This window comes from Desulfovibrio sp. Huiquan2017 (assembly GCF_017351175.1).
GTDB lineage: Bacteria > Desulfobacterota > Desulfovibrionia > Desulfovibrionales > Desulfovibrionaceae > Pseudodesulfovibrio.
Window position 1 is genome coordinate 34,258 of the sequence record NZ_JAFMPN010000008.1, and the last position, 25,959, is coordinate 60,216.

Annotated in this window: 24 protein-coding genes; 14 read left to right on the forward strand and 10 right to left on the reverse strand. The window is 53.0% G+C overall.

All coding sequences use genetic code 11. From position 1 onward, the window contains the following. Window positions 1-10: 10 nt before the first annotated feature. The 5 genes from J0909_RS07870 to J0909_RS07890 are packed head-to-tail and all read right to left on the reverse strand — an operon-like array spanning window position 11 to window position 9,400. Entirely contained in the window at window positions 11-3,019 is a 3,009-nt protein-coding gene (locus tag J0909_RS07870; RefSeq protein ID WP_207261884.1) for a type III restriction-modification system endonuclease, read from the reverse strand. A gap of 2 nt (window positions 3,020-3,021) precedes the next feature. Next, complete coding sequence (dinD, locus tag J0909_RS07875; protein WP_207261885.1) at window positions 3,022-3,879, reverse strand: DNA damage-inducible protein D; 858 nt, start codon at window positions 3,877-3,879, stop codon at window positions 3,022-3,024. Between the two features lie 11 nt (window positions 3,880-3,890). After that, window positions 3,891-5,792 (reverse strand): site-specific DNA-methyltransferase, encoded by a 1,902-nt coding sequence (locus J0909_RS07880; protein ID WP_207261886.1) that lies wholly within the window; start codon window positions 5,790-5,792, stop codon window positions 3,891-3,893. Between the two features lie 18 nt (window positions 5,793-5,810). Next, window positions 5,811-6,566, reverse strand: coding sequence for a DUF4391 domain-containing protein (locus J0909_RS07885; RefSeq protein ID WP_207261887.1), 756 nt, complete (start codon window positions 6,564-6,566; stop codon window positions 5,811-5,813). After that, window positions 6,563-9,400: a helicase-related protein gene (locus tag J0909_RS07890; protein WP_353616746.1), complete on the reverse strand. Its 2,838-nt coding sequence runs from the start codon at window positions 9,398-9,400 to the stop codon at window positions 6,563-6,565. Before J0909_RS07890 ends, J0909_RS07885 begins: the two co-directional genes overlap by 4 nt. On the opposite strand from J0909_RS07890, the gene J0909_RS18380 reads away from it, so the two are divergent. The 14 genes from J0909_RS18380 (at window position 9,389) to J0909_RS07955 (ending at window position 19,627) form a co-directional block, all read left to right on the forward strand. Continuing rightward, window positions 9,389-9,742, forward strand: coding sequence for a hypothetical protein (locus tag J0909_RS18380; protein WP_286181891.1), 354 nt, complete (start codon window positions 9,389-9,391; stop codon window positions 9,740-9,742). The two genes, J0909_RS07890 and J0909_RS18380, sit on opposite strands and share 12 nt — an antisense overlap. A gap of 140 nt (window positions 9,743-9,882) precedes the next feature. Beyond that, entirely contained in the window at window positions 9,883-10,833 is a 951-nt protein-coding gene (locus J0909_RS07895; RefSeq protein WP_353616747.1) for a restriction endonuclease, read from the forward strand. A gap of 39 nt (window positions 10,834-10,872) precedes the next feature. After that, complete coding sequence (locus tag J0909_RS07900; protein WP_207261890.1) at window positions 10,873-11,778, forward strand: hypothetical protein; 906 nt, start codon at window positions 10,873-10,875, stop codon at window positions 11,776-11,778. After that, complete coding sequence (locus J0909_RS07905; RefSeq protein ID WP_207261892.1) at window positions 11,775-12,779, forward strand: DUF1848 domain-containing protein; 1,005 nt, start codon at window positions 11,775-11,777, stop codon at window positions 12,777-12,779. Before J0909_RS07900 ends, J0909_RS07905 begins: the two co-directional genes overlap by 4 nt. A 202-nt stretch (window positions 12,780-12,981) precedes the next feature. After that, the gene (locus tag J0909_RS07910; RefSeq protein ID WP_286181892.1) at window positions 12,982-13,659 is read left to right on the forward strand and encodes an ERF family protein; all 678 of its coding nucleotides are present in this window, start codon (window positions 12,982-12,984) and stop codon (window positions 13,657-13,659) included. Continuing rightward, on the forward strand, window positions 13,649-14,578 hold the full coding sequence (locus J0909_RS07915; protein WP_207261894.1) for a hypothetical protein: 930 nt from the start codon (window positions 13,649-13,651) through the stop codon (window positions 14,576-14,578). Before J0909_RS07910 ends, J0909_RS07915 begins: the two co-directional genes overlap by 11 nt. A gap of 16 nt (window positions 14,579-14,594) precedes the next feature. Next, complete coding sequence (locus tag J0909_RS07920) at window positions 14,595-14,873, forward strand: hypothetical protein (RefSeq protein WP_207261896.1); 279 nt, start codon at window positions 14,595-14,597, stop codon at window positions 14,871-14,873. Between the two features lie 56 nt (window positions 14,874-14,929). Next, complete coding sequence (locus tag J0909_RS07925; protein WP_207261898.1) at window positions 14,930-15,157, forward strand: ribbon-helix-helix domain-containing protein; 228 nt, start codon at window positions 14,930-14,932, stop codon at window positions 15,155-15,157. 3 nt (window positions 15,158-15,160) lie between these two features. Further along, window positions 15,161-15,454, forward strand: a complete 294-nt coding sequence (locus J0909_RS07930) for a type II toxin-antitoxin system RelE/ParE family toxin (RefSeq protein WP_207261900.1) — start codon at window positions 15,161-15,163, stop codon at window positions 15,452-15,454. 90 nt (window positions 15,455-15,544) lie between these two features. Beyond that, window positions 15,545-16,528: an AAA family ATPase gene (locus J0909_RS07935; RefSeq protein WP_207261903.1), complete on the forward strand. Its 984-nt coding sequence runs from the start codon at window positions 15,545-15,547 to the stop codon at window positions 16,526-16,528. A 2-nt stretch (window positions 16,529-16,530) separates the two neighbouring features. Next, the gene (locus tag J0909_RS07940) at window positions 16,531-17,499 is read left to right on the forward strand and encodes a DUF3150 domain-containing protein (RefSeq protein WP_207261905.1); all 969 of its coding nucleotides are present in this window, start codon (window positions 16,531-16,533) and stop codon (window positions 17,497-17,499) included. Between the two features lie 7 nt (window positions 17,500-17,506). Next, window positions 17,507-19,072: a VWA domain-containing protein gene (locus J0909_RS07945; protein ID WP_207261907.1), complete on the forward strand. Its 1,566-nt coding sequence runs from the start codon at window positions 17,507-17,509 to the stop codon at window positions 19,070-19,072. A gap of 24 nt (window positions 19,073-19,096) precedes the next feature. Next, window positions 19,097-19,432 (forward strand): hypothetical protein, encoded by a 336-nt coding sequence (locus tag J0909_RS07950; RefSeq protein ID WP_207261909.1) that lies wholly within the window; start codon window positions 19,097-19,099, stop codon window positions 19,430-19,432. A gap of 15 nt (window positions 19,433-19,447) precedes the next feature. After that, a complete protein-coding gene (locus J0909_RS07955) occupies window positions 19,448-19,627 on the forward strand; it encodes a hypothetical protein (protein ID WP_207261910.1) in 180 nt (59 codons plus the stop codon). Window positions 19,628-19,685: 58 nt separating this feature from the next. Here the strand turns inward: J0909_RS07955 and J0909_RS07960 are convergent, their stop codons facing one another. The 5 genes from J0909_RS07960 to J0909_RS07980 all read right to left on the reverse strand — a co-directional run bounded on the left by J0909_RS07960 (window position 19,686) and on the right by J0909_RS07980 (window position 25,544). Then, window positions 19,686-21,626, reverse strand: a complete 1,941-nt coding sequence (locus tag J0909_RS07960; RefSeq protein ID WP_207261912.1) for a hypothetical protein — start codon at window positions 21,624-21,626, stop codon at window positions 19,686-19,688. Further along, entirely contained in the window at window positions 21,619-22,485 is an 867-nt protein-coding gene (locus J0909_RS07965) for a viperin family antiviral radical SAM protein (protein WP_207261914.1), read from the reverse strand. Before J0909_RS07965 ends, J0909_RS07960 begins: the two co-directional genes overlap by 8 nt. 403 nt (window positions 22,486-22,888) lie before the next feature. Beyond that, window positions 22,889-24,100: a tyrosine-type recombinase/integrase gene (locus tag J0909_RS07970; RefSeq protein WP_207261916.1), complete on the reverse strand. Its 1,212-nt coding sequence runs from the start codon at window positions 24,098-24,100 to the stop codon at window positions 22,889-22,891. A 323-nt stretch (window positions 24,101-24,423) separates the two neighbouring features. After that, window positions 24,424-24,846: a hypothetical protein gene (locus tag J0909_RS07975; protein ID WP_207261918.1), complete on the reverse strand. Its 423-nt coding sequence runs from the start codon at window positions 24,844-24,846 to the stop codon at window positions 24,424-24,426. A 146-nt stretch (window positions 24,847-24,992) separates the two neighbouring features. Beyond that, window positions 24,993-25,544, reverse strand: a complete 552-nt coding sequence (locus J0909_RS07980) for a hypothetical protein (protein ID WP_207261920.1) — start codon at window positions 25,542-25,544, stop codon at window positions 24,993-24,995. Between the last annotated feature and the right edge of the window lie 415 nt (window positions 25,545-25,959).

Sequence of the window (25,959 nt, forward strand, 5' to 3'; positions counted from 1 at the left end):
CTCAGGGAAATCAGTCCTGCGATACAATTTCCGAAAACCGCTCATAGTTGTTCGCTAGGGCAAACTCCACCTCATTGCCAATGGCATCAAAATGGGCCTGGCCGCACTTGATCTTGGCCTGCTCGGCGGTGCGAAGGGCTCCGAGCAAGGGGGTACCCTTGGTCTCGACGACGAAGTAGAGGCGATCCTGACCGTCGATTTCGACGAGGACGGCCCAGTCGGGGTTGTAGGAGCCGAGAGGCGTATCGATCTTGAACCAGCCGGGGAGCTTGGCGTAGACCTTGATGTCGTCGCTGCTCTCGAACTGTTTGGCGAATTCGGCTTCCACCGCCGAGTCGTAGACCACGTGGTCGTACACCGACTTGGTGCTCTCCAGCATGTTCTTGTGCAGGTAGCCGTAGAGTTCCTCGGTCTCGAACAGTTCCTGGGCATAGACGTGGGAGTCGCCGAGCTTTTGGTATTTGATGCCGTCGACGACGAACTCCCGCATTTGCTGCTTGATGATGGCCGCCACCTGCTCGATGTACTTCTGCGGGTTGTTCTTGAACTTGGGCAGGGAGCCGCTCTGCTTCAGGATCGCCACCAGGGTCCTGCGGGTGAGGTTGGTCTCGTTCTGGAGATACGTCAGCAGGTCCGGCAGCTCGAAGTCCCGTGCGTCGTACACGTGAGTACTCTGCTTGGCCTCGGACATGGTGACGCCGCCCCGTGTGATGTCGGCCTGGCTCTTGCGGTAGACAAACCTGGCCTTGCCTACGACCAGCCCCTTGTCGATCTCCTCAGCGCATTTCTGGATAAGCTTCTCGGGGTCGAAGTCCACACGGAAAGTCGTCCTGTATTTGATCCGGTCCCAGAGAGCCTTGAACTCCTCGCCTTCGAGGATCGCCCGCTTGACTGAGACCTGCGTGCGCTTGTCCGCATCATTGATGTTGAGTTTGCCCGCCACCTTTTTCAACATATTGGCGATTTGTTTTCGCTGTTCAGCATAGCCCGCCGGGACATCGAGGGTCTTGTTCTTGAGCGCGATGCGCAGAGTGTCCTGTACCTTGCCCCTGGCGTCGATATAGCCCAGTCCCTTGAAGTGGTTGAACAGCTCGGCGGACGCCTCGGTGCCAAGGTGGCTTGTGGTTCCGTCATCTCCGAGGACCAAGACGTTGGCGAAGAGGTGCTTCTCGACCACGCCGAACTTGATGCCCTCGTCCTTCTCGATTTCCTTCTGGAGTTGGGAGGCGAAATCCTCGTAGGACTCGTTGGCCATGACCGTGAGGGTGTTCACGTCGAAGCCGTGGACGCGTTCTCCTTTCTGGTTGACCGCGATACGCAGCCCCCGGCCAATCTCCTGGCGCTTCTTCATGGTCGAGGCGGTCTCGTTCAGCGTGCAGATCTGAAAGACATTGGGGTTGTCCCAGCCTTCCTTGAGGGCGGAGTGGGAAAAAATGAATTTGAGCTTGGAGTCGAAGCTGAGGAGCTTTTCCTTGTCCCGCATGATGAGCTGATAGGCGCTCTCGTCGGCAACAGTCTTGCCTTCGCCGCTGGATTCCTTGAATCGCTCCGCTCCGGTGGCGTCCTTTTTCTTGTCGATGGCGAAGTACCCGTTGTGAACGCCTTCCGCCGCCGTTTCCCGATCAACACCCTCGAACAGGGTGTTGTACTTGGGTTTGCGGATCGCCTTCCGGTACTCCTCCTCGAACATGACGGCGTATTTGCCCTTAATCGGGTTCCCGTCCTCGTCGTAATCCCGGTAGTTGGCCACGCGGTCGATGAAGAAGAGACTCAGCACCTTGATGCCCCTGGGGCGCAGACGCAGCTCCTTGTTCAGGTGCTCTTCGATGGTCTTCTGGATTTGCAGCCGCTTGTATTGGTCCACGTCGACCTCGCCGATGGCCTGGCCCAGAGGGACAATCTCGTCCTGACTGGTGAAATCGATGTATTCGTTGCCCTGCTCGCAATAGATGTCGTTGATGATGTAGCCGTCGTAGACGTCGCGCCCATTGGACAGATCGAGCAGGTCGTCGCCGCTTCTGACGGTTTTGACCGTGCGTTTGACTTCACCGCTTCGTTGGCGGACGTCGAGTTCGATCCTGGCCGTGATCGGGCTCTTCTTGTTGTCTACGCCGAGCAACTTGACGTAGGCGCGGTTGTGGCCGTCCTGAACCTGAATCCCGGCCACCTCGATCCGCTTGACCAGTTTCTGTTCGTAGGCGTCCACGGAATCCAGCTTGTAGAGCATGTGATGCTTGTCGATATGGGTGGCGGAGTAGCCGATGGTGCAGAGCGGATTGAGGGAGGCGATGGCCTTCTTGCTCTTGGGCGTGGTGGCCACGCTCTGGGGTTCGTCGATGATGACGATGGGGTTGGTCTCCTGGATGAACTCGATGGGCCTGGAGCCGGTCATCCGGTCGTGGGGACGGTGGATGATGTTGGCCTTGTCCTCCTTGGTCGGGTCGGTGAAGCTTTTCCGGAACGCATCGATGTTGATGACCATGATCTGGATGGCGTCCGTGGTGGCGAAGTTGCGGACCTGGCCGAGCTTTTGCGAGTCGTAGACAAAGTAGTCGAAGGGCACATTCTCGTACAGGGACCGAAAGTGGTCCTCCATCATCTGGAGCGACTTGTAGACGCCTTCCTTGATGGCCACGGAAGGGACGACGATGATGAACTTGGTCAGTCCGTAAAGCTGATTCATCTCAAAGATGCTGCGCAGGTAGACGTAAGTTTTCCCCGTTCCCGTTTCCATCTCCACGGTGAAGTTGAGGGCGTCGAGGTCCTCGGAAGGGGCGAGGCCGTTGTTGAGCTGTGTCTTCCTGACGTTGGCGAGGATGTCCTCGTCGAGCAGGCGGAGGCGGTTGCCGATACCCAGCGTATTCATGTCCGCATGGGACAGGAGCGCTCCCTCGCCAAAGGACTTCAGGGGTGCGACGGTGAAATTGGTACGGCAGATCTCCTGTCCTTCGAAAATGGAGGTGATCGAGGATATGGCTTCCTGCTGGTAGGCGAGGTCGGGATTGAATTGGATTTTCATGTCTAGTCTTGCCCCTCAGGCAGTTTGGGGCATTCCTTCATCAGCTTTTTCTCCGTGGAGTTCACGCGCCGTTCTAGCTTTTTCAAATCTTCTTCAGGGGGCAGGTCTTCCGGGACGATGCCACGATCCCCAAGCATATTCCGTACGCTGGTATTATTTTGGACGTGTTCATCCGTAATGGCCTTTTCTCCGTGGAGGTTGTTACTCTGGACGTTGTGGTTCGTAATCTCGGTGGCCAGGTTCTTGGCTGCGATGGTCACCGTGGGCAAGAAGTCCGCCAGGGGACGGGATTTGGTAATCCCATATCGATCCTTCATGGCCTGTGTCGTATATCCCCCAAAGAGGGCTGCATCGCCTTTGGAACGAATTCTTCCGAATCCTCTATTGTCCACACCCCGCTCATAGATATTTCGGGAGAGTTCAGTTTCGGATTCCGTGAGTTTTTGGCGGGCATGAATACGGTCATGAAGCCGTATCCGTTCTTCGATGAGTTCCTGTTTGCGGGTCTGGATGGCGAAATAGCTCTGAGCGAACGCGATCGGTTCTTTGCGGGGATCTCCGTTTTGGGCGATGAGGTAGCAGGCGTAGCGAGTGAGCATAAGGTCGATAACTTCTCGTTCAGACCCACTGCCAAGCTGGACCATTTTCGTGACGCCACGAAAATGGTCGTCAGGGTTGGAACCGGCTGTTGCGCAAGAATCAATCGCTTTTTGGATGACATTCATGAAGTTTTCCCACCGAGCATACCCCAGTGGCTCCTGAATATCCCTGGCTAACCAGAATTCGACATTTTCTTCAGTGGTGCCATGAATCAGGGAGTCAAACTGATTCTTCAACCGCACAATGAATTGCTTATCCATTTGTCGTCTCCCTACAGGCTCTTCACGTCCGTAATGTCGTGCTGGCGCAGAATCTGAATGGCGTTGGTCTTGATCACGTCGCCATTAGTGCCGCTGAAGCCGTTGTCCTTGAACACCACGCGCATGACTTCGGGCTTGAGCTCCTCCTTGAGGTCTGCAATGCCCTCGACCACATCTAGGGTGATGCCGTCCGCCAGGCACAGGACGAGCGCGCCCAGCCCCACGATGAAGACCTTCTTGTCGGCGATGATACGTGTCTCGATGGGCAAGGTCAGGTCCAGACCGTACTTGAGCAGGATCTCGTAGAGCACGTCTTCTTCGGAGCGTCCCGGCTTGATGTTGGAGATATAGTCGTCCAGGGAGCTCTCGTAGCTGTCGAAATCGGCATCCCACGGTTTGATGTTCGTTGAGTCGAGTTTGAGGACTTTGAAGCCGAGGTCGAGCTTATGCGGTTCTTCTGCCAGACCAGGGAGCTTCTCTTTTGCTCCTGCGCCAATCGTTTCTTGTTTGGATTTGATCTTTGCGATAACGCGACGGATTCGTTCTTTTCCGATGTCGGCAATGGTTTTATAACCAGATTTAAATGCCTCGGAGCTTTCAGCACAAACTTCAGGAAGCTGTACCATGATGAACTTGCGATTCCCGTCGTCTTCGGCGTTAAGCTGCATAACCGCGTGGGCGGCTGTGGCAGAGCCCGAGAAGAAATCTAAAATTATTTCATCCTGTTTTAAGTCTGCTTGATTAATGAGTCCCTTTATGAGGCCGACAGGCTTTGGAAAATCCATGACCCTTGTTTCAAATAACTTGCCAATGTCGGCAGTGCCGTTTCTTGTGTAAATATCAGTGCCTACGATAGATGAATAACCTGTTCTTTCAGACGACAACTCGCTTAGAAATGACTTTCTTCTTGGTCGTCCATCAGGACTTGCAGGCCAAAGAATTCTTTTTTCTGAAATCAGCTTGGCCATGGTGTTCGTATCGTATCGCCATCCCATTTCCGGGCAACCGTAATCGATACCTGTTGCGGGATCGATTAAATTGTAATGAAGATTCGGACGGCGATCAGCGGTAGCGAGACCAACCATGTTCGCACTTGTCCAGTCACCACGCGAATCGTTGTCGGGGTTTGAGTACCCTTGTAAATTCCTATCATCTCCTCTGAGGGTCTTCCCATAAGTAACTATATACTCATGGTCGACTGATGTTCCATTCTTTGTCCTATTATCCTTGTTTTGTCTGCTTTTCCAAATGAGTTGAGCTATGAATCTCTCATCGCCAAAAATTTCATCGCATATTCTACGCAGATTTGAGACTTCACAATCATCTATTGAAATAAAGATTACGCCATCGTCCCTGAGTAGGTTTCTTGCAAGGCGTAAGCGAGGATACATCATGTTCAACCAATCGGTATGATACCTTCCACTTGTTTCATAATTGGTCGAAGATTTTTTCCCATCAGAGTTAACTTGTCCTGTTAGCTCCATATAGTTTTTGATACTCTCCCGAAAGTTGTCTGGATAGATAAAATCTCCGCCAGTATTATATGGCGGGTCAATATAAATCATTTTAATCTTGCCATAATAGCTCTTCTGCAAGAGCTTCAAAACTTCCAAATTATCGCCTTCAATGAACAAGTTCTGGGTCGAGTCAAAATCCACCGACTCCTCAGGACAAGGCCGCAACGTTCCATTGCTCGGCGTCTGCGCCAACATCCGCGCCTTGGACTTGCCGTTCCAGGTGAAGCTGTAGCGTTCCTCGCGGTCCTCCACGTATTCACCGAGGACTCCCTTCAGCGCTTCGAAGTCCACTTTGCCTTCGGTGACGATCTCTGGGAACAGCTCTTTGAGCTTGGCAATGTTGTCGGCCACGATGTCCATGGTCTTGCCATCGGTATTCGGATCAAGCTTCTGCATATGTATTCATCCTGTGCATCAGAGGGTGGCTGCGAGTTGTCGCAGCTGCTTCTCCGTGTTTTTGATCTTGGTGTTCAGCTCCACCTGGCGGTTGAACTGGGTTTCCTTTTTGAGGGCGGCCCGGAATTCGGCAATCCGCAATTCCAGTGTGTGGCACGCCGCCAATCGTTCCCGGCGCTCCGCCGGATCGGCGGCCTTGCCCCTCACCTGGAAGACGCCGGACAGCCGGGCACAATCATAGGCGATGAACCGATCGACCCAAGCCGAATAGAACGCCAGAAAGTGTGTATGCGGTAACCCGCCGAGCGCCAGACTGTCCAGATAGGCCTGGTCGATTTCAGTCGGCGCGGTCAGATCAATCCATCCGGTGGTGAGGAATTCTTCCGCGATGATCACGCCTTGCTCCGCCTGGCTGAACCGCTTCGGGGCCACACTCAGGCAGCATTCGTTTTCAAAGGAAAAGACGATCAAAAGCGGATACGGGATAGCGCGGTGGATGACCTCGGCCAGCCGGGTGCAGGACTTGCTGGTACGCATGACCACTTCCAGTACGGCCACCTCCAGGTATTCCCGCTCCGCATCCTCGTAGGATTTGATCGGAATGGTCTCCGGCTTGAGCGTGTATTGCCAGGTCACACCCTCCACATCATCCTGAAGCGCCTTCTTGTCGGAAGCCGTCAGCGACCCGGTCTCCACGAAAAGCTTCTTGAACACCCGCTTCCCGAGACGGCTTGCTCCCGGGAATCCCAGGCTCTCCAGGAGTTGCCCTGTCATGCGGCCTCCCCGTCGAGGACAATCAGGTAGGCGACCACTTCAAAGTCCTCGATGCCCCGGAAGGTGCCTTTGGAGATGGCGGTGCCGCCACGGGCGAACAAGCTGGCCGTCCCGTGCTCTTCGGCCTTGCCGGAAATGGTGGCCACGGCCTTGCCGAGAAGTCCCTGATATTCGCTCACATCCCGCCCCTGGCGCGTCAGGCGGTTCAACGTCCCCACCATGTCCGCATCAACGGCTTTGGACTTTCCGGCGGCTTTTCGCAAAAGGTCGAGGACCTTCTTGGCCTGGGTGTAATTCAACGTCACCGCGCCGGAGTCCGAGACATGGACCAGATAGTGCGGTGCAAGGGCATAGGTCTTGTCCGTGTCCATCTTCGGGTTCTCGCTCCGCAGGCAGAAGATGACGCCCGGCTGCAAGTCCTCATCGGCCCCGGCAACGGCAAAGGCCCCGATGGACTTGTGCTCCAATTCTTCCCGGTGTTCCTTGAGGTAGCCCGCAAGGTCCATCCTGAAATCGTTGAGGGTCAGGTCGGTGATGGAAATGTTCTCGCCCAGGTCCTCGATGTCCACGACCTCGTTTTGGAGCCGCTCCAACTGCTTGCGGCGATACTCCAGGTCGTTCATTTCATCGCCCGCGTTCTGCTCAATAAGATTCTCCTCGCCGGTGGCGGAGATATCCAGGAGCACCATGCGGCCCGAGACCCGCGCCTGCAGGTTGATGTACTCGTCCAGCTCCAGATTCGGCCAGAAGTTGACGAGCTGAATGACAGCGTTCTTCGAGCCGAGCCGATCTACACGCCCAAACCGCTGGATGATCCGGACCGGGTTCCAGTGGATGTCGTAGTTGATCAGGTAGTCGCAGTCCTGCAGGTTCTGGCCCTCGGAAATGCAGTCCGTGGCAATGAGCAGGTCGATCTCCTCGGTAAGCGTGGCATCCACCATGCTTCGTTCCTTGGAGACGGGAGAAAACGAAGTCAGAATTGAGGGCAGGTCCTTGCGGATGGTGTGCAGCGTTGTTCTATTGCCGCCCGTCCCGCCGGTCACCAATGCCGAATGGATGCCATGCTTGCTCTTGGCCCAGTCCGAAAGGTTGGCATAGAGGTAATTGGCCGTGTCGGCAAAGGCCGTGAAAATGATGACCTTCAGATTGCCCGGATTGACGGGCGTAGCGATTTTCTCCGAGATGGCCTTCTTGAGCTCCAGGAGCTTGGCGTCGGTCTCAGGCTCGACCCGTTCCGTGTCCCCGAGGAGCTGCACGAGCAACGCCTCGTCCTCTTCCAGTTCCTGCTTCCAGCGGATGCGGTCGATATCCTGAATGAGCACCTTGACCTTGTTGCCGATCAGGTGCTCGTCGAACTCCAGGGAGTCGACCTCGATGTCCTCGATGGAGATTTCCTCGATGCCCGACGGATCGTGCCCGTCAATGCGCCGGATAATCTCCCGCACATGGTTGAGCAGCTTCTCCAGGGTCAGCCCGAAAGAGTTGATGGAGCTCTCCATGCGCTTGAAGAGGTTGACGCGCATCAGGTGGATCAAGCTGGCTTCACGGTCGATCTGTTTGAATACGGAACCGCCGGAAAGCTGCATGTCGTATTTGCGGCCGTACTCCTCCCGCTTGTCGGCCAGGACGTACTTCAGGGGCGAATAGGCGCTGAGGTTCAGCTTGCGGATGCTCCGGTTGATCTCTTTGAGTTCCGGGAACCGCCCGTCAGTGTCGATGTCGGCGTAGATGTTGATCGGCTTGGCCCGTTCGGGGAATTGCCCGATCTCCGCGATGTCGTAGTACTTCTCAATGTGCTTGCGGGACCGGGCTATGGTCAGGAGGTCCAGGAGCTTGAAATAATCGAAGTTGAGCGCTTCCAGGAGGGCCTCCGTGGTGCGCTCCGACTCCTCCAGCTTCAGCCACTGGTTGAACCGGACCTGGGCGCGTCGCAGCGACTCCTCGATGCTCGTGATGCCGTGTTCCTTCAAGGCCAGGTCGTCGCCCTCGGTGATGAAGGCAACCTGGTTCTTGAGGTCGGTCATGCGGTTGTTGACTGGGGTGGCCGAGAGCATCAGGACCTTGGTCTTCACGCCCGACTTGATGATCTCGCTCATGAGCCGGGAGTACCGGGTGATGGTCCCCTTCTTAGGCGGATTGTTGCGGAAGTTGTGCGACTCGTCGATGACCACGAGGTCGTAGTTGCCCCAGTTCAGCGTGGAGAGGTTGATTTCGCCGGAAAAGCCCTGGACGCGGGAGAGATCCGTGTGGTTCAGCACATCGTAATTGAAGCGGTCGGAAGCCAGGATGTTCCGCTTGTCATTGATGGTGTAGAGCGTCCAGTTCTCGCGCAGTTTCTTGGGACACAGGACGAGCACCCTGTCGTTACGGAGTTCGTAGTATTTGATGACGGCCAAGGCCTCGAAGGTCTTGCCCAGACCGACACTGTCCGCGATGATGCAGCCGTTGTACTTTTCGATCTTGTCGATTGCGCCCAGCACTCCGTCCCGCTGGAATTTGTAGAGCTTATTCCAGACTGTCGTATCCTTGATGCCAGTCCGGGTCTTGATGATGCTTTCCTCATCGAGCTCCTCCAGGAACTCGCTGAAGATATTGTACAAGACAAAGAAATAGAGAAAGCTGGGGGAATTGTCGGCATAGATGGCCTCTATGTCGGCAAGGAGCTGTTTCTTGATGTCGCGGGATTCTTCGGGGTTCTCCCAAATCGAATCGAACCACTCCAACAGGCTTTGCGCCTCCCGAGGGGCAGTGACCAGCGTGTTGATCGCAAAACCCGAGGCAGGGTTAACCCCCAACCCATCCGTGGTGAAGGGGGAGCTTCCATGGATGGCCACGGACTGACCATCCGCATTCTGTACATGAAAAAGGTTGCTGCCGATGGGCGCGCGCGGCGATCGGACTTCCACCTTTTTTCTCACCCAATCCGCGCACTCTCGGGCCACACTGGCCATGTTGAGCTGATTCCGGAATCGCCTGTCGTTTACGCCGCCGATGAGCCCGGCTTCATCCGCTTCGGGCAAAAGAAGACGCACGGAGTCAATCTTACCGAGAGCGTCTTTCAATTCCGAGAAACCGTAGAGCGAAAACAGGCCGGACAAAACAGAGAGCTTGGCGTTGCGGCTAACCGCCTTTCGCAGCTCCGCTCCGACTTGGCCGTTTGTCTTATTGTCTATTAGCATATTCTATGAAGGGGCTCGATTCTTTGGGTTGCAGCCACAGGTAACAATGCCAGCCGCATAATAAAGTCCATATTATTCAATGCAAAATAGACATACTCTGGACCTGGAGGCAAGACAACCTATGGTTGGAGGAATTCGTGAATTCCAGCCCCAACCACAGGCAAGATGTTCAGTCATCTCTGCATCCGGCCTTGGCAAAGCATAGGCGGAAGGGTATATCGGCAACAAATACCAACAGAAAGGGCCACATGAATATACCTCAATACCACGAAATGATGCTCCCAACGGTCAAGGTAATCGACGAGCTCGGAGGGTCGGGAACAATCCAGGAAATCGCTGAGGGAGTAATCCAACTCCTCAGCCTTCCCGAAGACGTCACTTCGCTGCCGCATAACCCGGAGAAGTCCAGCCAAACCGAAGTTGAGTATCGTCTTGCTTGGGCCAGGACGTACCTCAAAAAGGTCGGATTGATCGACAACTCGGAGCGAGGGGTATGGTCATTCACGGAGAAGTATCATCGCGGCATGAAACTCGACGCGGAAGAGATCGTACAAGAAGTCCGTGGGTTGGCCAAAAATTCGAAGAAAAAGGCGATCGACGAGACCCCTGAAGCTATCCCCGAGGCTGGAGATTGGCGGGAAGTCATACATCAAACCATCCTCGCCCTTGACCCGAGTGCGTTTGAACGCCTGACAAAGCGCATCCTCAGGGAGATAGGTTTCGTCCAGGTGGAAGTAACCGGGAAATCCGGCGACGGTGGCATCGACGGGAAAGGGATCGTGAAGATCCAAGATGTCCTGAGCTATCACGTTGTCTTTCAGTGCAAACGCTACAAAGGCTCCGTTGGGCCAGGAGCGATTCGAGATTTCAGAGGTGCCATGGTCGGCAGAGCGGACAAAGGGCTTTTTATCACCACCGGAACCTTTACCCGCGAAGCAACCAAGGAAGCGACAAGAGACGGGGCCTCACCGATTGATTTGATCGACGGTGATGACCTCGTTGAAATACTCAAGAAGCTTCGGCTTGGCGTGAACGTTCGGATGGTTGAGGAAGTTGAAGTCGATTGTGGGTGGTTTGAAAAAATTTAAGATTCAAGACAGCTAGCAAGGCAGGAGCTGAGGCGAAAGATGAGAGACTTTATCAAAGACAAGCTCGATACTGTTTATAATGATTTTTGTGAGGCTGCCAAAGTTTCTGATGGATTATGCCCATTGAAAGATTTTTCTTTCGCTGGTGGAGAAAGCCCTGACTACTCAGATCCTTTAGTCAGGAAGTACTATATGTTGAAATATTTCCCCGGCTACATGGCTGAGTACTACCTGATGTACGAACACCTTTTCGATGAAAAATTCTTATCCAATACCGTAATCAACATCCTCTCACTTGGATGCGGCTGCGGCGTAGACTATTGGGGTTTCCACTTCGCAGCGACAAAAAAAGTCAAAAATCACCAAAAATCGTCTTCATATACCGGCTACGACATCATTGACTGGGAGTACCGTGACTCAATGGGGCACGATAAGCATGTCTTCTTCGAAACCGAAGACATCGGAAACCTAAAAAAACTGGATTACGACAAATACAACATCATCGTTTTTCCAAAATCCATTAGCGATTTTCCTGATGAAGTATTCGCAACCTTGCTGAAAGCAATCGAAAACACAAAATTCAAAAAGAAAAAGATTGCCATTCTGTGCTCATTTATGACCAATGACTCCAAAAAATACGACTTTAATCGCCTCACACGACTTGTTAAAGTCTTTGAAGAACAACATGGGTATAAATGCCTCGACAAAGCCAACGAATATTTCCATATGAAGGACAAAGATGTTGGACTAAACACAGTTGTACCGGGGTTCGACTACACCCTACCCATCAAAAAGACCATTTTCAAGACACTCGAAAATTGCCCCAATTTCATCGAAAATGGAAAAAGCTGTGACCAAGAATGCTCCAATATGAACCAATACCCGATTCTTAAGACAAAATATGTCAACTACGCGATTAGACGATTAAAGAAGGATCAAAAATGAAATGGCGAAAAGTTCAGCATAAAAGTCATGGGGCATCAGTAGACGCCATTGCCCCAGAAATAATCTCAGCAAGTCGATCAACAGATATCCCTGCGTTCTACTCTAAGTGGTTTTTTAATCGTCTTGAAGCTGGCTATTCGAAATGGATCAACCCTTTTAACCGAAGAGCGCAATTTATCTCGTTTGAGAACACGCGAGCTATAATTTTCTGGAGTAAGAATCCTAAGCCTTTGCTGCCACATCTCCACATCCTCGATAAAAAACAAATTGGGTACTACATCCAATTCACAATGAACGATTACGAGGAAGAAGGGTTAGAACCTAGTGTCCCTTCACTAGCTTCAAGGATTGAGACATTTAAAGCACTATCTGATCGAATTGGCCCGGACAGAGTTATATGGCGATTTGACCCGCTAATTTTTACTGATTCGATCAATCCAACGAAACTTCTCAGCAAAATAAAAAAGGTTGGCGACCTTTTGTCTGGGTATACTTCAAAACTCGTTTTCAGCTTTGCAGATATTTGCAACTATAAGAAAGTCCAGAACAATTTAAAACGGCAAAATATCACTCACAGGGACTTCACTCTTTCTGAAATTGAACTTCTGTCATCAGAGATATCTAATTTATGCTCTCAATGGGGAATACCGGCATTTACTTGCGGCGAAAGTGTCGATCTTTCCGAATTCGGCATTCATCACAACAAGTGCATTGACGACAAACTTATTTTGAAGATCACAAACAATCACCCTGACATCCTCAGGTTGTTCGGTCTTGATTCCCCTGAACAGTTAAGCTTGCTCGCGCCTAAGCCAAAACAAAAAAACTTGAAAGACACCGGACAAAGAAATGAGTGCGGCTGTATTCTTAGTAAAGATGTTGGGCAATACAACACATGTCCACATAGATGCGTATATTGCTACGCAAACACATCAGACAACGTTGTAGCCAAGAACGTCAGAGCTTTTAGGCCTGACGGTGAATCAATCATTCCGGAATAAAGCCTGACATATCCAGCTTTCCATGCAAATCCAAAAGGATAGGTGCGCATGATCGAAAGCTGCGGACTGCTTCTCAAACCAATTCAGGTATATATTATCTCATTGGAATCGATTCGTTTTTAGCTTCTAATCACAACTCACAAAGCAAAGCCCCAGCTCCGCACCTCGCGGAGCTGGGGCTTTCTTCTCTCAGGGGGTAATTATGGAACCGCAAATGAGTTCGCCGGAAATCATAGAATTGGCGAAAGCAATGATCCAAGTGCAGCAGTCCCTTTCTCCTGCCCTTAAGGATGCCGAAAATACTTTTACTAACAGCCGGTATGCGACGCTTCACTCGGTCATGAGCGCGTGCCGAGATGCCTTGCTTGCACATGGAATTTGGCTCACCCAATACCCTGTCTCGGTTGAGGCGAACCAACTCGGTCTAGTCACCAAGATCGTCCATGCAGAAACCGGTCAGTGGCAGGCGTCGCTTTTGACCATGCCCCTGCCCAAAAATGACCCGCAGGGCTATGGCTCTGCCATGACGTATGCTCGCCGATATGGTTTATCGGCTCTAATCGGGATCGTGACGGAAAACGACGATGACGGCGAAATGGCCTCGCATCAAGGACCGCACAACACCGGTCTTTCGTCCTGCAACCACGGGAGGAACCCCGACCGTTCGCAGCCGAAAACGCCACCCGAGGGCAATGGTACAGGCCCGGCGAATCTGCCCCGTCTGGATGGCGTCCAGTATCGCAATGGCACGGCCAACGACGGAAAGCAGTGCGTGCTGGCGATCGGGGACACCCATTCCAAGAAGGAGTTCCTGCGCAAGGCTGGATTCCAGTGGGACGGCACCCGAAAGATATGGTGGAGGTATGCAGATGCAGCATGATGACACGAAAGCGCAAGGCCTGCTTCGTCTCCTGACTCAAGGACTTCTGGCTCACGCCGAGCAGAAAACGGCCAGTGAGCTTGGGGACCGCAGCCAGTATATCGGCATGTCCGACATCGGCAAGGGGATGGAGTGCATGCGGGCAGCAGTAGCAAGTAAGCTGGGAATGTCCGCCATACCCGCCGCAACCGCCGTAGATGGATTTGCCCCGGATGACGTGGCCTGTGTCCTCGGACGGCAGATCATCCTACAGCGTGGGCATTGGCAGGAGTACGGTATTGAGAAGGCGCTCGCGGCCACCGGCGTGAAGCTGGTGCCGCAGCTTGAGATCAGCATCGAGCACAACGGGGTGCTGATCAAGGCTCATCTGGACTTCACCCTGGTCTGGGGTGGGCAGCGGCCTGCCGTGCGGATTCTGGAACTCAAGAGCAACGAGCGTATCCCGGACTCGCTGTACTCCTCATACGAAGCACAACTCTATGGCCAGGTCGGGCTGCTCAAGTCCTGCTGGGCTGAGCCGTGCTTTTCGGTTCCACAAACTGAAGTACATTCGACGACGTTCCCTCAAGCCGTGGAGGATTTATTCGGCGTTATGCTCCCCTTGGCTCCGGACACCGTGGACATAGAGGCCTGGGTACTTTCCATCTCCATGTCCGAGGTAAAACCGTTTGGCCCTTATCTACCTGACCAGGTCATGGGTCATGTTGGAGGCATGTCTGCAAACTGCTGTGGGCATCTGGCGAACAGCGGAAGACGTGCGATCTGGCAACCTGGAGTTGAACGACCTCGACTACTGCCGGGGCTTCCACCCTCTGTGCGACTGGTGCGATGTCAACGCGGACTGCCCAAAGTTTCAGGCCGTGAGCATCCCCTCGGATTCCGCCTGCGGTCTGGAGCTCGAAGAACTCGCCATGCTTAAGGAGCGAAAGACCGTCTTGGAAGAACGCATCGCAGATGCTGAAGAACGTATCCGGCAGACATACAGTTTGATCGGGACACAGGACTGGATCTCAACCGGAGACCACCGTTTCCGGGTCGCAACCGTAGCAGGCCGGAGGACGCTTGACCGCTCCTTGTTGGTGGACAAGTTGACCTCATTAACCGGCGATGAACTCAAGGCCCAAGCCGCTTTGGAGCAGTGCGAGAAGACTGGCAAACCACACGACCGGCTGTATGTCGGCAAAATCAACAAAGCGTTGAAGACAGCGGCCTGACCGGGAGAGCATTGACGAAAGTATGAATAAATCCTACTTTTGCACTGGAGGCCATCATGGAAAAAATCAGCATATCCCTGACGAGCGATCAAGCCCGTCTGATTGAACAGGCCGTCGGCAGTGGCGACTACGCCTCTTCCAGTGAAGTTGTGCGCGAAGCGTTACGCGAATGGAAAGCCAAGCGACTGCTTGGCCGGTTTTGGGACGAGGGTGTTATGAGCGGTGACGCTGCTCCGGAGTCCATCGAAGACATCAAGGCCGAAGCGCGTAAGGGTGTCGTGTAGCCGATGCTGCCCGTCATACGCCTTAAAAAGGCGCGACAGGATTTGATCGACATTTGGCGGCATATCGCCATGGACGACCCGCAGTCGGCGGATACTGTCCTCGACGCCATTGACGCCAAGTGCCAACGGCTGTCGCGCCATCCTCAACTCGGCCCGGCGCGTGAAGATATTCGCCCCGGCTTGCGGTACCTCGTCATCGGTTCCTACCTGGCATTGTATAAAGTCGATGAGGACGCGGTCCGCGTTGTGCGCGTCCTGCATGGTCATCGCGACCTGGGCGGGCTGTTTGTTGAATAAAATTAGCATGTAAAAAATAATCAGAGACTGCTGAAAGGCCCTGTCCCGTATTCGGGATGGGGCCTTTTCTGTTTTCCAAAGGAGAAGAGTATGAGTGAAATTCTGAAAGAATTACAAGCCATCCATCCTGTCGAGCATGACGCTGGAGAGATTTTCAGCGGCAAAAAGTCCAAGCGGAAAGTGCGCGGATTCGCGGCACCGTCTTCGTTCACTCCCGATCTAAATCCTGAATACCTGTTCCACGATTCAAGCCGGGACGCGGTCGTCTGGTTCATGGATTCATCCGATCCACTGTACGTGTTCGGGCCAGCCGGTTCCGGCAAAACAAGCTTGATCAAGCAGCTTGCCGCCAAGCTGAATTACCCGGTTTTCGAGATTACCGGGCATGGGCGTTTGGAGTTCCCCGACATGGTCGGACATCTGACCGTTGAGGATTCCAACATGTCGTTCCAGTACGGTCCGCTTGCGCTGGCCATGAAGTTCGGCGGGCTCTTCTTGCTCAATGAGATTGACCTGCTTGATCCGGCGACAGCTGCTGGTCTGAACGGCATCCTGGACGGCGATCCCCTCTGCATTCCCGAGAACGGAGGAGAGGTCATCAAGCCTCACCCCCTGTTTCGGTTCGCGGCCACGGCCAACACCAATGGTGGGACCGATGAGACCGGGCTCTATCAGGGGACTCTTCGGCAGAATCTGGCGTTTATGGATCGCTTCTGGCTGTGCGAGATCGGCTACCCGAGCCCCAAGGCGGAGCGAGAGCTGCTGCATCGCAAAGCTCCGGAGCTTCCCAATGATGTGCGGACCAAGATGGTGGAATACGCCAACGAGGTCCGCAAATTGTTTATGGGCGAGGCCGATGGCAGCTTCCGCGACACCATCGAAGTGACCTTCTCGACCCGCACCCTCATTCGCTGGGCAAACCTGACCGTTCGCTTCCAACCGCTTGCCCGCCAAGGCATCCAACCCGTGACCTATGCGCTCGATCGCGCTCTGGGCTATCGCGCCACTCCGGAGACCCGGACCGTGCTGCATGAGCTGGCGCAACGCATCTTCCCCCAAGAAACAAAGGAGTAACCATGGACACTCAGACTGATATCACCGTGCTCGACAATTTGATGGCCATTAATCTGGACGTGAGCATCTGGACCGCCCGAAAGAAGTTGACGCCCGCTGATTTCGGTGGCGCTGCATTGCCGCCCGATGACCTGGCATCGCTGGGCAGCAAAAAGGTTTGCGACCCCACAGAGCTGCGCATCTTCGGCACACTCAAGGCACGCGCCGTGAATCTCCTGGACAGGACCGGCGTCCGCTTCCTTGGCGGCTGGGCCATCCCTGAGGACAAGGCCGACGACATTGTGGCCGAACTGAGCGTGATCCGAGACGATTTTCTCGCCGCCAAGGATCAGTTTCTCAATCGCTACGACGAAGCCGTGCGCGACTGGATATCTCTGCATCCGGGCTGGGAACGGCTGATCGGAGCCTCGACGGTCAGTGCGGATTATGTCCGCAGTCACATCGGGTTCAAGTGGCAGATGTTCAAGCTGCTGCCCCCGGCGGACGACGCCGTTCATCAGGGACTGCATGAGGAGGTCCAGGACCTGGGCGGCACGCTGTTCGGCGAAGTCGCCAAGGCTGCCACGGATACCTGGAAGCGCTGTTTCGAGGGCAAGGACAAGGTGACGCACAAGGCGCTTTCGCCCCTGCGCTCCATCCATGCCAAGCTGGCCGGGCTGAGCTTCGTGGAGCCCCGCGTCGTGTCGATAGTCGATCTGCTGGATACGGCGTTCAACCGTGTGTCCAAGCGCGGACACATTGAGGGAAGTGAACTGGTCATGCTTCAGGGCGTGGTTTCGCTCCTGCGCGATCCCGCGACACTCGTTGCGCATGGTCAGAAGATCATCGAGGGCCAGGATGCCAGCGATATCCTGGCCGGGCTGGTGTCGGGAACGCTTCCGGTTCCGCCGGAGGAGAAGCCTTCAGTCAAGACCCGGCTTGTTCCCGAGGTGGTGCATCAGCACGCTATCGATAGCCAGGGGCTCTGGTGAGGTGATTATGACCAATAATCTCATCATGAAATCCCTGCCCATGGTGGCATCGGTCCTTGGGAGCAAGTACGGCGTGAAGGTCGCCATCGGCGGCAAGGACGCGTACACGGACGGCAATACCATCCACTTGCCTGCGTTGCCCTTGGAATGCAGCGAGACGCTCATAGGCTTAGCTCGCGGGTACATCGATCACGAGGCCGCCCACATCCGAGAAACGAGGTTCGATTGGCTGCGTCTAGCCAACCTGACCCCGCTTGAGATGCACGTATGGAACACCTTTGAAGACTGGCGCGTGGAGCATCGGCTGGCCCGGCTGTTCCCCGGTTGCAGGTCGAACTTCACCTGGCTCATCCGGCATCTCTTCGGGGATACGTCGGAGAAGGTGGCCGATCCGGCCATGGCCATACTCAACTGGCTGTTGTTGTCGGTCCGGGCGTGGGACGTGCCGTCTCTGAACGGGCAACGGGACGATGTTGGTAACTTCGTTGAATCCCATTATCCCGGTCTCACCGGACGGTTGAACCATGTCCTGGAAAAGGTGCACGCCTACTGCGATTCCACTCAGGATTGCATCCTCTATGCGCGGGAAGTCGTTTCGCTTCTCAAAGAGAAAGTGGCTTCTTTGCCCCGACAAAATGGGGAATCGAAAACGGGTAAATCGGGTAAAAATGGAGTGTCTGATGAACTCCCTTTGGACGCTTTGAATCGACTGATTCAAGCGGATGACATCGACTTGCCCGAGGGCCTTGGCGAAGCCCTGGCGGCAAGCCTGCGCAAGGAATCGCCCAAGGAATTGGACGAATCCCTGCGCGTGGCGCGTCTTGGCACTAAGACCACGAAACCGCTCGACCCCGAAGATGTGACCGCAACTAGGCGGGCATCGATCGCCCTGCGGACACAGCTTCAGGGGCTGCTGCAATCGTCCGTACTGACGCGGAGCATGGTTGGCCGTCATGGCAGGCTGGACGCCCGGCAACTGCATAAAGTCTCGGTGGCTGATGCTCGCGTCTTCAAGCGGACTGGTCGCAAGGTCGGCATCAACACCGCCGTGCACATCCTCCTGGACTGCTCGGGCTCCATGCGAAAGCGGATCAAGCTGACGACGCAGGTCTGTCATGCCGTAGCCAAGGCCCTGGACGCCATCGACGGCATCAACGTGGCCGTAACGGCCTTCCCGGCGGGTGCTCCGAGTAATGGTGGCAACGGAAACGATCGCGCCCCCACAGTTTGCCCGATTCTGGCCCATGGTGAACGAATGCACGACAAGTTCGTCGTGAGCGCCACCGGCTGCACCCCGCTTGGCGAGGCGATCTGGTGGACATTGCAGCAAATGCAGCCACTAACCGAATCCAGGAAGATCGCCCTCATCCTGACGGACGGCGATCCTGATTCCTTCCCTGCCGCCCGCAATGCCATTGAAGATGGCAGACGCTTTGGCGTCGAGATATATGGCCTTGGCATCACTTCCGAGACTATCACCAAGCTGCTCCCCAATCACAGTCGCACCATCAACGACTTGTCAGAACTGGCTCCGGTCATATTCGGCATGCTTCGCGGTGCGCTCGTCAAATAACCGCAAATAATCCCGAGGAAAAAAATGGATAACGAGATCCCTAAATGCCCGAACTGCGACAGCTCGGAGCACGTCGTATTGGTCAATACAACCCAGAAAATCGGAACGGCAGTCGGCGGAGTAGCCGGTGGTGCAGCCGGATACTGGGGTGCGTCCTCCGGTGCGGTGACAGGTGCCACCATCGGCTCGATCGTTCCGGTCGTAGGTACAGGCATCGGCATCCTCGCCGGTGGCCTGGCCGGAGCGCTTGCAGGCTTCTTCGCCGGATCAGCCGTTGGCAACCAGGTCGGCGAGCACATCGACCGGCACATCATCAGCGAGTGGCGCTGCAATTATTGCGGTACAGAATTCGAAATATAAACCAAGGAGAAGATCATGCGTGATTTTTGGACTTTTATAGGCGGCGTCGCTGTCGGCATCCTAGCCGCGACCGGAGTCTTTGCCATGGAAGAAGATAGCGAGCCTCTTTCTGCCCAGGGAGACAGAGAAGGGCTGGATGATGAAAACGAAGAAGAGGCGGATGACGACGATAGACTGATTGTGCGTCCCTCATAAAAAAGAGAGCCGCCTGCTTCTGCAGGTGGCTCTCAAACAACATACTGCTAATCAATTTTTAGGAGTTTTTTTCTTCAATCCCTATGCGAATAGCTTCAAAAAAAGCAGACGGTTTACCTGCTTTTGGATGAGTTCTGGGATGAGCCCAAAACTCATCGAATAGGTCAATCATGGTGATGTCTTCACTATAGAAGCAATTACGCAGAATGCTGGGAGTGGCGGTGAGGGTATCAAGTGTTTCTTTCGCCTTTTGACTCCCGGACAGGTTATACTCAAGTAACGCAAGTAGCGGAATCACCTGGCGATATGACACAGGTAAATCGGCAACTTGGGCCGTGCTGAACAAAAGAGCGCTATTCAACACGGATTCCAATGCTTCCTTCTTCGAATAGGCTTCAACCACACCCTCGGCAAAAGCGGTGCCGACTTGTTCTGCCGTATGGTCTGGGAACTTTGGCCTTAAATTTGCTGGCCAGTATTTCAATAAAAACTTGTTTTTATACTGGCTGTATATCTTAATTGGCTTTCGCAAAGGAGTGAGCACGCTTTGCCAAGCATTGCTTGATAGAGAAATAAACTGATCATCAAGCTCTTGCTGTTTCAAAAAATGCCACAATAGTTTGTGTAATTCAGAGTACTCTTTCGGCCCGAGAAATTGCCAGAAGTCATGAGAAAGGCAAGATTCCGCCAACATTTCCAAGTTGTGACCTGCATGCCTTTTATCTTCTTTGAAATCCTGAATAAATGAGTCAAGAAGCAACTCATATTCTTCGAGAGAAGTTTCCTTCAGCAATTGTGTAAGCATGACCAAAAACGGAATCCTTCTTTTGTATTCAGGGGAATCCTGTTTGAAGCGCACCAAGGGAAACGAGTTGACTTCATTTCTTGATTTAAATTCATTGTGCAAATCAAGAAAAATCACTGAGCGTTCTGTGGTAAAATCACTCTTTCTCATATTTGAAACAAGATGAAAGAAAAGGAAGTCACGTGTCATGCTGAAGTCGCAATTAGGCGCATCCTTCATATCATGCAGATGCTCTTGCTGATATCGTTCACAGCCTTCGCAGACCTGCTCACAATAATCCTCAATACCGCACTCATAATATGGCCAGAATTGAAGAGATTTAAAGGCAGATTCTACAAAATTCATGCGCAATTCTTCGTCAACTTCGATTTTGAAGAACCCCTCTGGGTAAATCCGATCAATGGCAGAGCGACGTATTGATGCAGAGTAGGGAGAATCCTCACAATCGTAGGAGTATAGAGCTCGTTCGTTCTGTTTTTCTTCAAGTTGGTCTAGCAAAATTTTCGCACGGATTGCCCAAGCTACGCCATCTTCCGGGGAACGCTCCAGACATTCAGTTATGTGATCAAGCCCCTCATCAAGCTGACCAAGGCTATACCATATCTCAGCCAATTTCCTGTGCAACACCGGATCGTTGGGTGTCTCATCAAGTTCTGCTTGTAATTCGAGAATATCCCCCCAACAGGCCAGTTCATGCGGATTGCGCTCGTAGATTTCCGTCCCAGAATGATATTTACCCATCATCTCTTCTAATGATTCTTTCTCAATATCGATTGCATCGACTTCTTTGAGGGCGGCATAGAAAGGCTCTAGGTTTGCAAGTGCATTGTTGTTAAACTCTTTGTATGCGACCAATTTATTTTTAAGTTTTACAACATTTCTATCGATATATCTCTTAAAACTTCCGTCGCGTAAATCCTGATACATTTTGAGTTCGGAATCACTTGGGTTCTGCGGGAATAATTTTGTGTAAGGTTTTAGAACGCAGAGATTGTTTATCAATATTCTAGCATCCTCGTGGATCAGTGTTTCGGGGGCTCGGCCAGTTCCTCTCTCTTTGCGCGGCGTAAGTACATATTTCAATTTAAAATCTTCCCGCTCTTGAAGGATATTCTGTATCCACTGAGAAATTTCTTTAGGATTATAATTTAACTCTATCAATATTTCATTGATGCTCTTTCCATTATTAAACATTTGGACACACTCCATAACGTTTGGAAAATTTTGCATGATTAAATTTTATTTCAGCCAACGATCTTCTTAATCCGACGGAGTATATAGGGTGGCTGTATTTGTATATGTTCAATTTTCCATTTTGAAAGAAACGCCCTAAGGGGTCAATCATCAAGTAGCTTTCAGTCATGTCTTCATTGTTTTCAACATGAAGACCATGCCACGATATTGAATTCAGTTTTAGAAACTCTGTAAATTCGAGCTCTGAAATCCCATTGTTGGATCCAAACGGGATTTGCTTGAATATCTTGATCTTGTCAGGATTGTATTGGATGAGTTTTTCAACAATTCGCTCATTCCAATTGTAGGCATTCACAACAGTATTGAACTTAATTTTAAGATCAGGCTTTATCTTCTTTATACGCGTTATGAGCGTTTCTAAATCAGACTCAAGTAAAGTTTTGCCAACATGAGAGTGACGTCCAATTTTGAGATTGGTTTCATGCGACAAGGAATCAACGGAGATCCCAACCACCTCAAGATAATCAACTATATCGATGTTTTTTTCTAGAAGCGAGGCGTTCGTAACGATAGACGCTTCGAAACCGAATTTTTCAACAGCCTTCTTTACAATCCCAACCGTTTTATAGCCGAAAATCAAAGGTTCTCCGCCAACAAAATTAATACGTATTGGGGAAGTTGAATTTAGTGAGACCGACTGCAGCATCGGTGCACTAGAAGCCTGAGCCAGTTCTGTAAAAAGAGTTTCTGTGGTCTTCGGGTTATGGCATATCTCATCACCGGCTTCCCATGATGCGAAACAATAATGGCAAGAGTAATTGCACCGATCCGTCATGTGCCAATTAAACACTAGCTGCATTTCTGACCTTCTTTGTGCGGCTAGAGTTTATTCTTCTTTCGTATGAATCATGATTGCAAATTACAATCTGCTCTCCATTGAGCCACAGTATTCTGAACTTCTGGTTCAGTCTTAAAGAATACCCATCATGAAGACGACTAAGTTTCTTCCACCCTGCCCCAGGCTTCCTTCCAAGCTGTGTCAACGCTTTTCGCGCTCTAGCTTTTATGTGAGTGGGAATTGAGCCAATCCAATGTTCTGTCATTAGCACCTCCTATGATTTCAAATCACAGTGCGGGTACCAATTTGGTAGGCAAGTGGATTTTTTAAATTGGTTAAAAAAGAATGGCCAGTGGAAGAAGTAGCTTGTGCTTACGAGGCACCGCTTCTAAGTATGAATGCTAGGTTTCATCCAAACTATGAGCTACTTGGCCTTCCTATTGAAAGGTATAACCTTCCCGCCGGACTTCGTCTCCAAAGCCTTTTCCAGCGAATCCACAGCCGCACGTTTCGACTCATCCAGGGCATGGGTGTATCGCTGGAGCATGGCGAGGGTAGACCAGCCGAAGTGGGATTGGATGGTGCGGATATCCACTCCGGCAGCGAGCATCATGGATGCCGCTGTATGACGCAGACTGTGGAAACATATCCATTCCCGCTTGTCCGTGCGGCCGTCGTTAAACTTGAGGTCTTTGATGGCTTGACGGAAGCCCCAGGGGGCTTCACCCCAGGCATTCCCATCCGAATTGGTGAAGACAAGCTCTTCAGGCGAGCCTTTTGAGGCCTTTCTGAGGATTTCATGGAGCGGCTTGGCCATGGGTAAGATGCGTGGCTTGCCCGTTTTCGTGTGGAGGAGGGTGATCGACTTTTCCTGCAGGTCGATACCACTCCATGTGAGGCCAGTAAGTTCACCAAGCCTTGCGCCGGTGTAGAGGGCCGCCAAAGTTAGTTCGTAGGCTTTCTCGTCGAGAGCCCTGACAGTATCCAGCAGCTTTTGCGCTTCCTCTGGTTTGAGGAATCGGGTCCGGGCGTTATTTATTCTCCCCACTTCGATCGCTCGGGTAGGGCTTTCAGTCTCGACGATGCCTCTTTTCCTGGCGTGATTCCAGACGAGGCGAAATATGGCTAGAGAAAGTTGGGCTGTTCGCAGGGTGCGCCCTTTGTCCAGGATGGCGAGTTTGATCTGTTCGATGTCATCCGGAGTGACGGACCGCATGGGCTTCCCGTTGAGCTGAGGGGAAATCCATGTCTCAAGGTGTTGCTTTTCGCTTTTGATCGTTGTGGGCTTTTTCCGGGTACGGGCTTCCGGGAGGTAACGATTGTTGAAATAGTCCTCAAAGGACGTGTCCTTGCGTTTCTCGGAAAGGACTGCTTCGCGTGATCGTTGATTCTCTTCTTGGGGGCCGGTGGGGCCGAGTCCATTCTTTGCGTTTTCAAGATACAATTGTTTTTTTAAGTAGGCATTACTTTCAGACCAGCCTTCAGACTCCCAGCCAAGCAGGCCTTCGTACTGCTTCCCATTAAACATGAATCGGTAGCCGAAATTGCGATCAAATCGCACGCCATGTTTGCGTGTGCTATGCTGTTGCCACCTGACTCCGGTAAATTTTTTCGAGTTGATCCATTTCCTGCTCATTCCGGCCTCCTGGGAGACCTTGACGCTGCCACAAAATTGCCACGAAATCACCACAAAATTTCGTGGCAAACAAAGTGAACTCCAGTGAGCTCCTGTGAAGTTTGTGGCATATAACTTATTGGCAATATTTGATTAAAATGATTTCAAGTGAACTTCAGTGAACCCTTAAATAGAGACTCAAAATCCGCCGGTAGCGATACTGTGAGGGTTCGAGTCCCTCCCCTGGTACCAGAATGAAATGAGGGCGTTAGAGGTTGTGCCTCTAGCGCCCTTTTTGTTTTGTCGGCGGAAGAGCGGGATCGCTCGCGGGGAGCTGTCGGGAGTTAGTCCTTGGCGGCGGCGAGGCAGGCCGTTTGGAGCCTTTCTTTTATGTATTGCACCACATCGTCGTCGGCTTCGTAGAGGTCGAAGCATTTGGCGTCTTCGCCCAGGAGGCCGCCGGGGACTTCATCACCCAGGTCCTTGGGGTCGTCCACCAGGTCGTTGTAGAAGCAGATCGACAGCCAGCGGTCGGCGGGGTCGTCGTCGATGACGTCGACCATGGCGAACAGGTTGCGCCTGGTTTGGTTCTCATGGGCGGCGCGCAGGGAGAAGGTGATGCCGGGGCGGGGCACGAAGTCGAGCCGGATGCCGCCCAGCCCTTCGAGGTGCGCTTTGAGGGCCGTGAAACAGTTCTTGGTGTTGTTGGGGTCCGTTGTCCATGAGTCGAGGAAGGCGGCCAGTTTGTCGGCGAGCAGGGTGTCCATGGGGGAGGTCTCCTTGGGATGCGTTGCTTCGGTTGCGGGGCAAGGGGGCTTGTCGGCCGACTTCGGACAGTCTCGGCCGTACGTGTCCCCCAAAGGGGCCGAACAGGGAGTGCCTCCCGTGCCTATACGTGCTGAACGCCAGGCCTTCAAGGGGAAGGTGGGGCGGAATATCCGTCTCGCGCGGAAAGTCGTGGAAGCCAAGCGGCCAGACTCCGGAAGGGTGCTCTGTGCGGAAATCCGCGCAGAGGTGCGACCAGCCGCATGTTTTTGAGCTTGGTCGCGGACTCTTTCCAGGCCCCAGTGAACAGTGTTGGAGGCCCCCTAGAATCGTTCGAAATCGGAGTCGTCTCGGCGTGGGGGGGCATTGGGACTTCCATCCCCAGCACCATGGAGCCGTCGGCCCCCAGGAGAATCCCAGTGCATTCAGGGTTGGTCCTCTTGAACCGGCGCAGTTTTTCCTGCCAGATTTTACCCACGGCACCGTCAGGGGCGACGTTGCTCTTGGACGGCTGGTCCTTGTCGAAATAGCTGGTGGTGATCTCGTTGACCTTCTGTGCGTCCGGGTTCAGGGCGAAACGCAGGCAGTTGCTTCTGAGGGCGTCCATGAATTGAACAATGTTGATGGAGGCCTGGGATAGGCTGAGCTTCATGGAGTTGGAGAAGGAGCGGTGGGAGGAGTCATTGACCTTGGCTGCCACGAATCCGAAAATCACTCCCTCGGTCAGGAGGAACGAAACAGTGATAGCGCCGAGTACTTTTGTTCTGAGATTGAGTTTCCTCGGGGTCTTTCCCTGTCAGGGGGCAAGCGTGAAAAAGGATAGTCGCCGTCCTTCGTGTCTAACTGCATGGACGTGTGGTCGCAATTTGTGTGCCTTTCGGCCCATGCGAAACGAGCAGGACCGCCTTCACTGGCTCCGATTTGTTTATTCCATCCCGGACGTAGTGTGAAGTTGTGCGATGCCGTGGTCGCCCCCCTCGACAGGGAATTTCATGCGATCTCGTGTTTGTTCAATATTTAGGGATGGAATCCAGTCTGTTGGAAAAGAGCAAAGTGTCGCCCCTGCAAAGGGTCAGGGTGATTTTGGAATACCTTTCCGAGAACGGGCAGGGGCG

Bases quoted from the DNA above. Each gene is read 5' to 3' on its own strand.
- J0909_RS07915 (WP_207261894.1), top strand. From the start codon at position 13,649: ATGCAGCATGATGACACGAAAGCGCAAGGCCTGCTTCGTCTCCTGACT.
- J0909_RS07930 (WP_207261900.1), top strand. From the start codon at position 15,161: ATGCTGCCCGTCATACGCCTTAAAAAGGCGCGACAGGATTTGATCGAC.
- J0909_RS07975 (WP_207261918.1), bottom strand. From the start codon at position 24,846: ATGGACACCCTGCTCGCCGACAAACTGGCCGCCTTCCTCGACTCATGG.
- J0909_RS07905 (WP_207261892.1), top strand. From the start codon at position 11,775: ATGAAATGGCGAAAAGTTCAGCATAAAAGTCATGGGGCATCAGTAGAC.
- J0909_RS07885 (WP_207261887.1), bottom strand. From the start codon at position 6,566: ATGACAGGGCAACTCCTGGAGAGCCTGGGATTCCCGGGAGCAAGCCGT.
- J0909_RS07960 (WP_207261912.1), bottom strand. From the start codon at position 21,626: ATGTTTAATAATGGAAAGAGCATCAATGAAATATTGATAGAGTTAAAT.
- J0909_RS07940 (WP_207261905.1), top strand. From the start codon at position 16,531: ATGGACACTCAGACTGATATCACCGTGCTCGACAATTTGATGGCCATT.
- J0909_RS07925 (WP_207261898.1), top strand. From the start codon at position 14,930: ATGGAAAAAATCAGCATATCCCTGACGAGCGATCAAGCCCGTCTGATT.
- J0909_RS07900 (WP_207261890.1), top strand. From the start codon at position 10,873: ATGAGAGACTTTATCAAAGACAAGCTCGATACTGTTTATAATGATTTT.
- J0909_RS07880 (WP_207261886.1), bottom strand. From the start codon at position 5,792: ATGCAGAAGCTTGATCCGAATACCGATGGCAAGACCATGGACATCGTG.
- J0909_RS07970 (WP_207261916.1), bottom strand. From the start codon at position 24,100: ATGAGCAGGAAATGGATCAACTCGAAAAAATTTACCGGAGTCAGGTGG.
- J0909_RS07965 (WP_207261914.1), bottom strand. From the start codon at position 22,485: ATGCAGCTAGTGTTTAATTGGCACATGACGGATCGGTGCAATTACTCT.
- J0909_RS07955 (WP_207261910.1), top strand. From the start codon at position 19,448: ATGCGTGATTTTTGGACTTTTATAGGCGGCGTCGCTGTCGGCATCCTA.
- J0909_RS07950 (WP_207261909.1), top strand. From the start codon at position 19,097: ATGGATAACGAGATCCCTAAATGCCCGAACTGCGACAGCTCGGAGCAC.
- J0909_RS07945 (WP_207261907.1), top strand. From the start codon at position 17,507: ATGACCAATAATCTCATCATGAAATCCCTGCCCATGGTGGCATCGGTC.
- J0909_RS07870 (WP_207261884.1), bottom strand. From the start codon at position 3,019: ATGAAAATCCAATTCAATCCCGACCTCGCCTACCAGCAGGAAGCCATA.
- J0909_RS07910 (WP_286181892.1), top strand. From the start codon at position 12,982: ATGGAACCGCAAATGAGTTCGCCGGAAATCATAGAATTGGCGAAAGCA.
- dinD (WP_207261885.1), bottom strand. From the start codon at position 3,879: ATGGATAAGCAATTCATTGTGCGGTTGAAGAATCAGTTTGACTCCCTG.
- J0909_RS07935 (WP_207261903.1), top strand. From the start codon at position 15,545: ATGAGTGAAATTCTGAAAGAATTACAAGCCATCCATCCTGTCGAGCAT.
- J0909_RS18380 (WP_286181891.1), top strand. From the start codon at position 9,389: ATGGATGGCCACGGACTGACCATCCGCATTCTGTACATGAAAAAGGTT.